Here is a 12,767-nt window from a genome sequence, read left to right as displayed (position 1 = left end):
GACCCCGGGTGTCTCAGACGTTGCGGAAGCGGTTGATGCCGTCGATGTGCTTGGCGCGCATCTCCTCGTCGCGCACGCCGAGGCCTTCCTCGGGGGCGAGGCAGAGAACGCCGACCTTGCCCTGGTGGAGGTTGCGGTGCACGTCGAACGCGGCCTGGCCGGTCTCCTCCAGGGAGTAGACCTTGGACAGGGTGGGGTGGATCTTGCCCTTCGCGATGAGCCGGTTGGCCTCCCAGGCCTCGCGGTAGTTGGCGAAGTGCGAGCCGATGATCCGCTTCAGGGACATCCACAGGTAGCGGTTGTCGTACTCGTGCATGTAGCCCGAGGTCGAGGCGCAGGTGGTGATGGTGCCGCCCTTGCGGGTGACGAAGACGCTCGCGCCGAAGGTCTCGCGGCCGGGGTGCTCGAAGACGATGTCGATGTCCTCGCCGCCGGTGAATTCGCGGATGCGCTTGCCGAAGCGCTTCCACTCCTTCGGGTCCTGGGTGGTCTCGTCCTTCCAGAACTTGTAGCCCTCGGCGTTGCGGTCGATGATCGCCTCGGCGCCCATCGCCCGGCAGATGTCCGCCTTCTGCGGTGAGGACACGACGCAGATCGGGTTGGCGCCGCCGGCCAGCGCGAACTGCGTGGCGTACGAGCCCAGGCCACCGCTCGCGCCCCAGATCAGGACGTTGTCGCCCTGCTTCATGCCGGCGCCGTTGCGGGACACCAGCTGGCGGTACGCGGTGGAGTTGACCAGGCCCGGGGCGGCGGCCTCCTCCCAGCTGAGGTGACCCGGCTTGGGCATCAGCTGGTTGGACTTGACCAGCGCGATCTCCGCGAGACCGCCGAAGTTGGTCTCGAAGCCCCAGATGCGCTGCTCGGGGTCGAGCATGGTGTCGTTGTGGCCGTCGCTGGACTCCAGCTCGACGGACAGACAGTGCGCGACGACCTCGTCACCGGGCTTCCAGGAGTTGACACCCGGGCCGGTGCGCAGGACGACGCCCGCGAGGTCGGAGCCGATGATGTGGTACGGCAGGTCGTGCCGCTTGGTGAGCTCGCTGACGCGGCCGTAGCGCTCCAGGAAGCCGAAGGTCGACAGCGGCTCGAAGATCGAGGTCCACACCGAGTTGTAGTTGACCGAGGAGGCCATGACGGCCACCAGGGCCTCACCCGGGCCCAGTTCGGGCAGGGGCACCTCGTCGAGGTGGATCGACTTGCGCGGGTCCTTGTCGCGGGTCTCCAGACCCGCGAACATCTCCGTCTCGTCCTTGTGCACGGTGATCGCGCGATACGACTCGGGGAGCGGCAGAGCGGCGAAGTCGGCCGGCGTCGAGTCCGGCGACTGGATCGCGTCCAGGATGTCCTTCACGGTCACGGTGTTGCCTCCGGCGGTACGCACCCTGAGGGAGGGGTGCTGAGGGTTACGTCGGTGCTGCTGAGGGTTTTTGAGGGTTGCCGTCGGTTCGGCGATCTGTGCTGTTCGGCAGCGCTTTGTGGCGCGGGAGGTTGCCTGTGACGCAGGCGTCCGGGCGCGCAGGCCCCGGGAGGAGCTTGCGGGGACAGCCGACGTACGAAAGGTCTCTGCACGCCGGCCGCCCGGACACTTTCAACGTATGGCACGGCGTGTCATCCGGCAAGGCACCGAGTGCCAGAACTTGCTCTCAGATGAAATCTTTACGTAACAAATGAGCGATGATCGATCAAAGCTACCGGCGAGTAGGTGCTAATCGGGCGCTATCGGTCGCCTGCGGTCATCCAGAAGACGGCAGGGGTGCGCCTCGCTCGGAGTGCGGATCGAGATGGCCGCCGGAAGGGCTACGGCTTCACGGCGGCGGGATGCTCACAGGAGAGGTGGACCCGGGGCCGCGGCACAGTTCGCGGCGGGTGGATCGGGCCGGCGGCGTGGCCGGGCCCCTGGCGCCGGCAGCGCGACCTCCGGCGGCGCCCCCGTCCAGGGGCCCCGGACCGGTTGCCCTAAGCCCGCTCCTTCAGCGCCTGCTCGATGGTGCGCATCACCTCGTCCAGCGGCGCGTCCGTCCTGGCCACCGTCACCAGCACCTCGCCCTGCGCCGCCATGGACGCCGGCGCCGTGCGCGGGGTGGTGTCCCGGCCCGCCCCGATCCCGGTCCCGAACGTCCTGCGCACGATCGCGAAGGCGTGGTCGAGCTGCGACTCCACGTCGCCCTGGCCGCCCGCGCGCAGCCAGCGCCGCAGGACGTGGTTGTGCGCGGTGACCACGGCGGACGCGGCGACCTCCGCCAGCAGCGGGTCGTCATTGGCGTCGTCGTCGTGCGCGTGCTCGTCGAAGTGGCCGAGGAGGTAGCGGGTGAACAGGCGCTCGTAGCGGGCCACCGAAGCGATCTCCGCCTCGCGCAGGGTGGGCACCTCGCGCGTGAGCTTGTAGCGGGCGACCGAGATCTCCGGCCGGGCCGCGTACATCTTCATGACTTCCTTGATGCCCCGGCACACGGTGTCGAGCGGGTGCTCGTGCGCGGGGGCCGCGTTGAGCACCGCCTCCGCGCGGATCAAGGTGTCGTCGTGGTCGGGGAAGATCGCCTCTTCCTTGGAGCGGAAGTGGCGGAAGAAGGTGCGGCGGGCGACCCCGGCCGCGGCCGCGATCTCGTCGACGGTGGTCGCCTCGTACCCCTTGGTCGCGAACAGCTCCATCGCCGCGGCCGCCAGTTCGCGGCGCATCTTGAGCCGTTGGGCGGCCGCGCGACTGCCGGCGGCACTTTCCGGCGCGTCGGGCGTGGCTGAGGTACGTGAGGACTTGGCGGGCTGGGACATGACCCGAACGTACTGCATGTGCGCAGCTTGATGCGCATGTACGGGGTTTCCCCCGCCCTGGGCGGGCGGGGGAGCGCCGGGTTCGGCGGGTGGGACCGGGCCGCGCCGGGAGGCCGGGGGAGAGCTGCCGGGGTCCAGCAGCCCGCCCCACTCCTGACCGTCTCTGAACCAGTCGCCGGGACGCCCCTTAGCGCCGGGCATATTCGCGGAAGCCGCGGCCCGTCTTGCGGCCGAGGCAGCCCGCGGCCACCAGGTGCTCCAGGAGCGGCGCCGGAGCGAGGCCCGGGTCGCGGAACTCGCGGTGCAGGACCTTCTCGATGGCGAGGGAGACATCGAGTCCGACGACGTCCAGCAGCTCGAACGGGCCCATCGGGTAGCCGCCGCCCAGCTTCATCGCCGCGTCGATGTCGTCGAGCGTGGCGTAGTGCTCCTGCACCATCTTGATCGCGTTGTTCAGGTACGGGAACAGCAGCGCGTTCACGATGAATCCGGCCCGGTCACCGCAGTCCACGGCGTGCTTGCGGATCTTGCCGCAGACCTCGCGGACGGTCGCGTGGACGTCGTCGGCCGTCAGGACCGTACGGACGACCTCGACCAGCTTCATCGCCGGCGCCGGGTTGAAGAAGTGCATGCCGATCACGTCCTGGGGACGCGAGGTGGCGCGGGCACAGGCGACGACGGGCAGCGACGAGGTGGTGGTGGCGAGCACCGCGCCCGGCTTGCAGACCTTGTCCAGCGTCGCGAACAGCTGCTGCTTGATCTCCAGGTCCTCGGCGACCGCCTCGACGGCCAGATCGACGTCGGCGAACGCGTCGTAGGTGCCCGCCGCGGTGATCCGGTCCAGGGTCTGCGCGGCGGCCTCGGCGGTCATCCGCCCCTTGTCGACGGAGCGCGAGAGCGACTTGCCGATCCGGGCCTTCGCGGTCTGCGCCTTCTCCTCGCTGCGGGCGGCCAGCACGACCTCGTACCCGGCCTTGGCGAAGACCTCCGCGATACCGGACGCCATGGTGCCGGAGCCCGCGACGCCGACCGAGCGGACCTCGCGGCCCGGCGTGAGGGCGGCGCCCTCCAGCGGCGACAGCGCGTCCCGCACGACGGTGGCGCTGCCGGGAGCCTCGTAGGTGTAGAAGCCGCGGCCCGACTTACGGCCCGTCAGGCCCGCCTCGCTGAGCTGCTTGAGGATCGGCGCCGGGGCGTGCAGCCGGTCGCGGGACTCGGTGTACATGGCGTCCAGGACCGTGCGCGCCGTGTCGATGCCGATCAGGTCGAGCAGGGCCAGCGGGCCCATCGGCAGTCCGCAGCCCAGCCGCATCGCCGCGTCGATGTCCTCGCGGGAGGCGTACTTGGCCTCGTACATCGCGGCCGCCTGGTTGAGGTAGCCGAAGAGCAGCCCGTCGGCGACGAATCCGGGCCGGTCGCCGACCGCGACGGGCTCCTTGCCGAGGTCCAGGGCGAGGTTGGTGACCGCGGAGACGGCCGCCGGCGCGGTCAGCACCGAGGAGACGACCTCGACCAGCCGCATCGCCGGAGCCGGGTTGAAGAAGTGCAGCCCGAGCACCCGCTCCGGGCGGGACGAGTCGGCGGCCAGCCGCGTCACCGACAGGGCGTTGGTGCCGGTCGCCAGGATCGTCTCGGGGCGCACGATCCCGTCCAGCTCGCGGAAGATCTGCTGCTTGATCTCGTACGACTCCGGAGCCACCTCGATGACCAGGTCCGCGTCGGCGGCGGCCCGCAGGTCGGTGAAGGTACGGACGCGGGCGAGGGCGTCCGCGCGCTCGTCCTCGGTGATCTTGCCGCGCTCCACGGCACGGGCGGTCGAGGACTCCAGGGCGGCGACGGCGTTGGCGGTCGCGGCCTCGCTGATGTCGATGCCGATCACCTCGCGACCGGCCTTGGCCAGGACCTCGGCGATGCCGGTGCCCATGGTGCCGAGGCCGACGACGGCAACGGTCTTGAGCGGGGACAGAGGGGTGTCGGACAGGGGAGTGGCCATCGCGGGACTCCAGAAATGAGGGTGACGACTGGGAGCGCGCCCGGGTGCGCCGAAGAGGCGCACCGGGTGCGGAGAGAAGTGAGTGCGGGTGTTGCCGGGCTACTGGCGCACACGCCCGGTCCGTCGCCGAGAACGCGCACACGCCTCGGGGAACGGTGGATCCGACCGGCTCTGTCCCGGAGCCGGGTCGTACTGCGGTACATGAGGTACCGAACCGACCTGCACTCGCGGCGGCTGCGTCACCAGGCCGCTGCAAGCAGATGTGCGAGTGGGTAACTCGCTCGTATGAGCTTAACCGGTGGGTAACGAGCGCGCCAGCCCTCGTCTTTGTGATGTAGGTCCCGTGCCGCGGGCCGCTTGCATACGCTCGGCATCATGGACGAAGAGTTGCGATCACTCACGGAGCGCTTACGGCAGGAGTCGGGAGCGTCGGCCGCGTACGACCGCCTCGTGGCGACCGAGGACCTCGACGAACTCGCGGGCGTGCTCACCGCGCCGGGACAGCCGCTGTGGGCCAGGGAGTTGGTCGCGTTCCGGCTGGGCCTCGCCCGGGACCGCCGGGCCTTCGAGTCCCTCGTCCTCCTGCTCAACCACCGCGATCCGGAGCGCTGTGTCTCCGCCGCCCACGCCCTCGCCCGCCTCGGCGACCCGCGCACGGCTCGCGCGGCGGCCGCCCTCGCCACCAATGAACTACGCGTCGCCTACGCGCTGCACCCGGTCCGCCTCCTGGTCGAACTGCGCGCCCCCGAGGCCGTCCCCGCCCTCATCACCACCCTGGAGCGACGCCTGCGCCCGCACGACCCCTACCGCCGGGTGGCCCTGGCCTGTGTGGAGGGCCTGGGCGCACTGGGCGACATCCGCGCCAGACAGGTCCTCAACGAGGCCCTGGCCCACCCGTCCCTGGCGGAGGCGGCGGTACGTGCGCTGGCGCGGATCCCCCATCAGCGGTGAGTCGTCTCAGTGGCCGGGCGTCAGCTCCCGCGCATACCGCACCTCCGGCACCTCGACCCCGTCCACCTCGAAGGGCTCCTCGGCGCCGTCCGCCCGGAAGCCCGCCCGCTCATAGAAGCGCCGCGCGCCGGTGTTGCCCTTGAGGACCCACAGCAGCATCCGAGCGTGACCGGCGGCCCTGCAGCGGCGCACCGACTCCTGGAGCAGGGTGTGCCCGATGCCGGCGCCGTACCGCCCGGGGTCGATGTAGATGGCGTACAACTCGGCGTCCTCGGTCCGCACTTCACCGTCGCGGTACGGCCCGTGGCAGGCCCAGCCGACGATCTCGCCGTCCTGCTCGGCGACCAGGTCCACCACGCCCCCGTCACCCTGCGAGAAATGTCCGCGCCTACGCTCGGCATCCCGCGCCACGTCCAGTCCATCCAGGTGGGACTGCGGTATCAGGCCCCGGTAGGCGCTCCGCCAGCCGCCGACCCGGATCTCGGCGACCCGGTCGCAGTCGGCCAGGGTCATGGGGCAAATCCGTATGCGCTCGTCGTCCATGAGGGGACCCTAGGCGTGGCACCAGGCGGCCGGCGTCCCATTAACCCGGCAACACCGCGTACGCCTCCACCTCCATCAGGAACTCCGGCCGCACCAGCCCTGCCACCTGCACGGCCGACGAGGCCGGAAGACGGTCGTCGGAGATGTGCTGTGCGCGGGCCGCGCGGATCGCCGGCAGATGGGTCATGTCCGTGAGGAAGTAGGTGAGTTTGACGACGTCTTCGAAGGTCGCCCCGGCCGCGGCCAGGCAGCGTCCGAGGTTCTCGAAGACCTGGCGGGCCTGGGCCGCCGGGTCGCCCTCGCCGACGAGCTCGCCCGCCTCGTCCAGGGCGAGCTGGCCGGAGACGGCGACGAAACGGCCCGTGCCGAGCACGACATGCGAGTACTGCGCGGCGGGGGCGACGCCGTCGGGGGCGGGAATCCTGGTCAGCTCACTCATGCCTCCATCGTGGACCATGGCACTGACAACGCCCCCGACGGGCGGTCCGGCCGCTCAGGCACTCAAGGACGGAACCCGAGCAGCTCATGCAGTTCCGCACCGCGTGCCGCCGTCGCCGTGGACTTGGAGCTCTTCGGCTTCGGATCGGGCTGTGCCTCGCACACCGCGTCGACCGTTCCCGTGCCGCGCGGCACCGTGCCGTCGGCCAGGTAGGCGGCGAGATGTCTGTCCAGGCAGGTGTTCCCGCCCAGCGTGACGGCGTGATTGCCGCCGCCCCGCTCGACCACGAGGCTGGAGCGGGCCAGCTGCCGGTGGACCGTGACGGCGCCCTGGTACGGGGTGGCGGCGTCGTCGGTCGCCTGGAACAGCAGGACCGGCGGCAGCTTCTTGTTGGCGATGTCCACCGAACGCAGCGAGTCCGTCGGCCAGTACGCGCACGGTGCGTTGTACCAGGCGTTGTTCCAGGTCATGAAGGGCGCCTTCCGGTACACCGCCCGGTTGTCCGCCCGCCACCGGTCCCAGTCACGCGGCCAGGCGGCGTCCCGGCACTGCACGGTGGCGTAGATGCTGTAGCTGTTGTCGTCGGACGCGTCGGAGGCACCGAACCTCTTGTACGCCTCGACCAGCGGATCGGCCTTCCTGTCGTTCACGTACGCCGCGAAGGCCTCCGCGAGATAGGGCCAGAAGCCGTTGTAGTAGCCGCCGGGAACGAAGGTGTCCTCCAGCTCGGAGGCCCCGACCTTCCCGCCGGCCGGCTTCTTGGCCAGCGCCGCGCGCATCGCGTACCACTTGGCCTCGATCCTCGCCGGATCGGTGCCGAGCCGGTAGGTCGCGTCGTGCTTGGCGACCCAGGCCAGGAAGGCGCGGTGCCGGTCGTCGAAGGCGACGTCCTGCGCGAGATTGTCCTCGTACCAGACACCGGTCGGATCGACGACCGAGTCCAGGGCCGCGCGCCGCACCCGCTCCGGGAAGAGCTTGGCGTAGACCGCGCCGAGGTAGGTGCCGTACGAGTAGCCGAAGTAGTTGATCTGCCGCGCGCCGAGCGCCTTGCGGATCCGGTCCATGTCCCGCACCGCGCTGATCGTGTCGATGTACGGCAGCACATCCGGGTACTTCTCCGCGCAGGCCCGCGCGAAGGACTCGGCACGCAGGAGGTTGGCCTGCTCCGTGCGCGCCGTGCTCGGCACGGAGTCGGGGCGCACCGGGGCGAAGTGGCCGGGCCTGCAGTTCAGGGCCGGCTTGCTCTTGCCGACCCCGCGCGGGTCGAAGCCGATGACGTCGTACTGGGCCGCCACCGCCTTGGGCAGCGCGGAGGCGACGTAGCCGGCGAGCACAAGCCCGCTCCCGCCGGGGCCGCCGGGGTTGACCAGCAGGGGGCCCTGGTACTTCTTCGCGGTGTGCGGGACGCGGGACAGCGCGAGGCTGATCTGCCGCCCGCGCGGATCGGTGTGGTCGAGCGGCACCTTCAAGGACGTGCACTGGAGCGTCGGGTACTTCTCGGTGCCGCACTGCTTCCAGGTGAGGGGCGCGGCGGGTGCGGATTCCGCGGGGTGCGTGGCGCGGGCTTGGGCGGGGACGACCGTCACCGTCCCGGCCACGAGGACGGCGGCGCCGCACAGTACGGCTGCGCGTTTTCCCATGGGTCCTCCCAGGACGGAGGGTTCGGACCGCGAGTGTCGAGGTCCTCGCCGCATAGTCCCGGAGAGGGTGTCCGAAGGAACTCGTTCCCTCCAGACTTGACCCGATTGGGTCGAGGGATGCGCTCCAATGCGCTCAGATCAATTGCGCTCAGATCAGTTGCGCTCAGATCAGCGAAAGCTGGGTCGGTTCGGTCGCCGTGGACTCGGCCGGCTCGGGTTCGGCGATCCGCCGGGGCATCCCCGCGCGCTTGGGGCCGATGCCGTACTCCTGCGCCAGATCGTGGACCTGGCGGGTGATCCGGCGCTGGTACCACTTCGGGGCGTAGGCGCCGTCCGCGTACAGCCGCTCGTAGCGGCGCACCAGGTAGGGGTGCTGACGGCCCAGCCAGGCCATGAACCACTCGCGGGCCCCGGGCCGCAGATGGAGCACCAGCGGGGTCACGGACGTGGCCCCGGAGGCGGCGATCGCCCGCACGGTGGCCCGCAGTTGGGCCGGGTGGTCGCTCAGGAACGGAATCACCGGCGCCATCAGCACACCGCACCCGAGCCCGTGCTCGCTCAGGGTCCGTACGACGTCCAGCCGCCGCTCGGGGGCGGGCGTGCCAGGTTCCACGGTGCGCCACAGCTCGGTGTCGGTGAAGCCGACCGAGACGGAGATGCCGACGTCCGTCACCTCGGCGGACTGCTTCAGCAGCTCCAGGTCGCGCAGGATCAGCGTGCCCTTGGTCAGGATCGAGTAGGGATTGGCGTGGTCGCGCAGGGCGGCGAGGATGCCCGGCATCAGACGGTAGCGGCCCTCCGCGCGCTGGTAGCAGTCGACGTTCGTGCCCATCGCTATGTGATCGCCCTGCCAGCGGCGTGAGGAGAGCTGGCGGCGCAGCAGCTCCGGCGCGTTCACCTTGACCACGATCTGGGAGTCGAAGCCGAGACCGGTGTCGAGGTCCAGATAGCTGTGGGTCTTGCGGGCGAAGCAGTACACGCACGCGTGCGAGCAGCCCCGATAGGGGTTGACCGTCCACTCGAAGGGCATCCGCGAGGCGCCCGGAACCCGGTTGATGATCGAACGGGACCGGATCTCGTGAAACGTGATCCCGGCGAACTCGGGCGTGTCGAAGGTGCGGGTGACCACGGCGTCCGCGCCGAACAGCGCGGAGTCGGCCCGGCTGTGGTCGGACTCCAGGGTGAGGTTCTCCCAGCGCATGACGCCTCCTCGTTGGCACTGACCCTAGAATAGAACACATGTTCCCTTGATCGTGCGACCTATCTGCCGGCTTCGTTTTCGATCACTGTGCGACCGCTTCGGGGAACAGTTCGGGACCCCGATTTGGGCGGGCCGGGAGCGGGGTGGTTGGCTTGCCCCAACCCCGAGAACTCTGGTCCTGGAGGAAGTCAATGGCGCAGGTCGAGGCCACTACGGAGCGTGTCGTCGCGGCGGACGCGGAGAAGGTGTTCGACGCCCTCGCCGACTACAGCGGCACCCGGCAGCAGTTGCTGCCCGAGCACTTCAGCGAGTACGAGGTGCGCGAGGGCGGCGACGGCGAGGGCACCCTCGTCCACTGGAAGCTCCAGGCCACCAGCAAGCGCGTGCGCGACTGCCTTCTGGAGGTCACCGAGCCCACCGACGGCGAACTCGTCGAGAAGGACCGCAACTCCTCCATGGTCACCGTCTGGCGGGTCACCCCGGCCGGTGAGGGCAAGTCCCGGGTCGTCGTCACCACCACCTGGCAGGGCGCCGGCGGCATCGGCGGCTTCTTCGAGAAGACCTTCGCGCCCAAGGGTCTCGGCCGTATCTACGACGAGATGCTCACCAATCTCGCGACCGAGGTCGAGAAGTAACCCGGAGATCTTTTCAACCCGCTGATCACGGGCGGTCGTTGGCCGCCTCACCGGATCGAGTGGATCTCTTCGTCGTCCGACCCTGTTCCGTAACTCGTCGCGCTTGCTCGTAGTTGTTCGCTTACGCGGGAATTGTGCAGCAGCGCGACGAGGGGAGCGGTACGTGGGCGGAAGCACTCTGGTAGAGGACGAACCGGCCGCGGCACCCCCGGAGGTCCCTCCTCCCGTACCGGCACGGGCGACCGAACTCGGCCCGCGCCGGGTCCGGTTGATCTTCTTCGCGCTCATGCTCGCGCTGCTGCTGGCAGCGCTGGAGCAGATGATCGTCGCCACCGCGCTGCCGAAGATCGTCGGCGAGCTGCACGGCCTGGACAAGATGTCCTGGGCGATCACCGCCTACCTGCTCACCGCCACCATCGGCCTGCCGGTCTACGGCAAACTCGGCGACCTCCTCGGCCGCAAGGGCGTCTTCCAGTTCGCGATCGTCGTCTTCGTCGTCGGCTCCGCGCTCGCCGGACGGGCCGAGACCATGGACCAGCTGATCGCCTATCGCGCGATCCAGGGCGTCGGCGCGGGCGGGCTCATGATCGGCGTCCAGGCGATCATCGCGGACATCGTGCCGCCCCGCGAGCGCGGCCGCTACATGGGCCTGATCGGTGCCGCCTTCGGCCTTGCCTCGGTCGCGGGACCGCTGCTGGGCGGCTACTTCACCGACCACCTCTCCTGGCGGTGGTGCTTCTACGTCAACGTCCCCTTCGGCCTCGTCACCCTGGCCGTCGTCGCCGCCGTACTGAAACTCCCGAAGCCCGGGACCAGGGCCCGGCTCGACATCCTCGGCTCGCTGCTGCTCGCCGTCGCCTCCACCTGCCTCGTCCTGCTGACCAGCTGGGGCGGGACCGAGTACGCCTGGGACGACCACGTCATCCTCGGCCTCGGCGCGGGGGCCGCCGTCGCCACCGTGCTCTTCCTCGTCGCCGAGCACTTCGCCGCCGAACCCCTCATCCCGCTCAGGCTGTTCCGGGACGCCGTCTTCAACGTCACCGGCCTGGTGGGCCTCGTGATCGGTGTCGCGCTGTTCGGCGCCGCCAGCTATCTGCCGACCTACCTGCAGATGGTCGACGGGGCCACGGCCACCGAGTCGGGACTGCTGATGCTGCCGATGATGGGCGGCATCGTCGGCGCCTCGATCGTCTGCGGTCAGCTCATCAGCCACACCGGCCGGTACAAGATCTATCCCGTGCTGGGCAGCGCCCTCTCGGTCGTCGGCATGTGGCTGCTGTCCCGCCTGGAGATCGACACGCCCCGGCTGCACTACAGCCTCTGGATGGCCGTACTCGGCGCGGGCATCGGCATGGTGATGCCGGTCCTGATCCTCGCCGTGCAGAACTCGGTGCGCCCCGCCGACCTCGGCACCGCCACCAGCGCCAACAACTACTTCCGGCAGATCGGCGGCAGCGTCGGCGCGGCCGTCTTCGGCACCCTGTTCGCCGACCGGCTCGCCGACGCCCTGGCCGAACGCCTCCCCGCGCACACGGGCGGCGAGCTGCCCGACGCCGAGTCCATCACCCCGCAGCTCGTCCACGCCCTGCCCCCGGCGCTGCGCGACGACTACATCCGGGCCTACGCCGACGCCATGCCGAGGATCTTCCTCTACCTCGTGCCGGTGCTCGTCCTCGGCCTGCTCATCGCCTTCTTCCTCAAGGAGAAACCGCTGGTGTCCCACAACGCCCCGGCCCCGGAGACGGAATCGGCGCCGGTGAACACCCAGATCCCCCCGGCCCGTTCACCCCACACGGCCGGCGTCCCCGTCCACGGCACCGTGCAGCACCCCGACGGGACCATCGTCCCGCGCGCGGCGCTCACACTCATCGACATCGCCGGGCAGCAGGTCGGCCGCGGCGCGAGCGGCGAGGACGGGGGGTACGCGCTGGCCACGTCCGGCCCGGGCACGTACGTCATGATCGCCGCGGCGGGCGGCCACCAGCCGCAGGCCGTCACCGTGACCGTCGGCGAGCGCCCCGTCGAACTGGACATCGTCCTCGGCGGCGCCGGACGCCTGGCCGGGAGGGTGCTCACCCCGGACGGCACACCCGTCGACGCCACCGTCACGCTCACCAACGTCCAGGGCGAGGTCGTCGCCACCACCCGCGGCGGCCGCGAGGGCGGCTACGTCATCACCGAACTGGTCGCCGGCGAGTACACCCTCGCCGCCAGCGCGCCCGCCTTCCGCCCCGCCGCGGTCCCCGTCACCGTCAAGGCGGCCCGCGAGACCCGCCAGGACATCGAACTCGCCGGCGGCGCCCTGCTGCGCGGCACCGTGCGGGCGGGCGGCGGACGGCCCGTCGAGGACGCGCGCGTGACGCTCCTCGACGCGGCCGGCAACGTGATGGACACGCTCACCACGGGCCCCGACGGCACCTTCCGGTTCGTCGACCTGTCCACCGGGGAGTACACCGTCATCGCCGCGGGTTACCCGCCGGTTGCAACGGTGCTCCAGGTCGCCGGTGGAGGCCGAACGGAACGCGATCTTCAGCTGGGGCACGAGGACTGAGGCCGGTGCACGCGCACCGGGGCTGTGCTGCGCGGACGCCGCGCG

Annotated in this window: 10 protein-coding genes; 3 read left to right on the top strand and 7 right to left on the bottom strand. The window is 70.5% G+C overall.

What is annotated here, in order from left to right; genetic code table 11:
• Positions 1-13: 13 nt before the first annotated feature.
• The 3 genes from ccrA to ACFQ6S_RS13165 all read right to left on the bottom strand — a co-directional run bounded on the left by ccrA (position 14) and on the right by ACFQ6S_RS13165 (position 4,762).
• On the bottom strand, positions 14-1,357 hold the full coding sequence (gene ccrA, locus ACFQ6S_RS13175; RefSeq protein ID WP_383407392.1) for a crotonyl-CoA carboxylase/reductase: 1,344 nt from the start codon (positions 1,355-1,357) through the stop codon (positions 14-16).
• A 599-nt stretch (positions 1,358-1,956) separates the two neighbouring features.
• A complete protein-coding gene (locus ACFQ6S_RS13170; protein ID WP_383407389.1) occupies positions 1,957-2,769 on the bottom strand; it encodes a TetR family transcriptional regulator in 813 nt (270 codons plus the stop codon).
• Positions 2,770-2,956: 187 nt separating this feature from the next.
• On the bottom strand, positions 2,957-4,762 hold the full coding sequence (locus tag ACFQ6S_RS13165; protein ID WP_383407386.1) for a 3-hydroxyacyl-CoA dehydrogenase family protein: 1,806 nt from the start codon (positions 4,760-4,762) through the stop codon (positions 2,957-2,959).
• Positions 4,763-5,137: 375 nt separating this feature from the next.
• On the opposite strand from ACFQ6S_RS13165, the gene ACFQ6S_RS13160 reads away from it, so the two are divergent.
• Positions 5,138-5,713 (top strand): adenylosuccinate lyase, encoded by a 576-nt coding sequence (locus ACFQ6S_RS13160; RefSeq protein ID WP_383407383.1) that lies wholly within the window; start codon positions 5,138-5,140, stop codon positions 5,711-5,713.
• 6 nt (positions 5,714-5,719) lie between these two features.
• On the opposite strand, the gene ACFQ6S_RS13155 is transcribed toward ACFQ6S_RS13160, so the two are convergent.
• The 4 genes from ACFQ6S_RS13155 to ACFQ6S_RS13140 form a co-directional block, all read right to left on the bottom strand.
• Positions 5,720-6,256 carry a GNAT family N-acetyltransferase gene (locus ACFQ6S_RS13155; RefSeq protein WP_383407380.1) on the bottom strand — a complete coding sequence of 179 codons (537 nt, stop codon included), beginning with the start codon at positions 6,254-6,256 and terminating at the stop codon, positions 5,720-5,722.
• Between the two features lie 40 nt (positions 6,257-6,296).
• Positions 6,297-6,695 carry a RidA family protein gene (locus tag ACFQ6S_RS13150; protein WP_383407377.1) on the bottom strand — a complete coding sequence of 133 codons (399 nt, stop codon included), beginning with the start codon at positions 6,693-6,695 and terminating at the stop codon, positions 6,297-6,299.
• Between the two features lie 62 nt (positions 6,696-6,757).
• Positions 6,758-8,335 carry an alpha/beta hydrolase gene (locus tag ACFQ6S_RS13145; protein WP_383407374.1) on the bottom strand — a complete coding sequence of 526 codons (1,578 nt, stop codon included), beginning with the start codon at positions 8,333-8,335 and terminating at the stop codon, positions 6,758-6,760.
• Between the two features lie 163 nt (positions 8,336-8,498).
• The gene (locus ACFQ6S_RS13140; protein ID WP_383407371.1) at positions 8,499-9,536 is read right to left on the bottom strand and encodes an Rv2578c family radical SAM protein; all 1,038 of its coding nucleotides are present in this window, start codon (positions 9,534-9,536) and stop codon (positions 8,499-8,501) included.
• Positions 9,537-9,727: 191 nt separating this feature from the next.
• Here ACFQ6S_RS13140 and ACFQ6S_RS13135 point away from each other — a divergent pair, with 191 nt between their 5' ends.
• Entirely contained in the window at positions 9,728-10,171 is a 444-nt protein-coding gene (locus ACFQ6S_RS13135; RefSeq protein WP_383407368.1) for an SRPBCC family protein, read from the top strand.
• Between the two features lie 163 nt (positions 10,172-10,334).
• Complete coding sequence (locus tag ACFQ6S_RS13130) at positions 10,335-12,722, top strand: MFS transporter (protein ID WP_383407365.1); 2,388 nt, start codon at positions 10,335-10,337, stop codon at positions 12,720-12,722.
• The last annotated feature ends 45 nt before the right edge of the window (positions 12,723-12,767 follow it).

This window comes from Streptomyces sp. NPDC056479 (genome assembly GCF_042795335.1).
Classification (GTDB): Bacteria; Actinomycetota; Actinomycetes; order Streptomycetales; family Streptomycetaceae; genus Streptomyces.
This window is presented reverse-complemented; position numbering and strand designations above follow the sequence as displayed.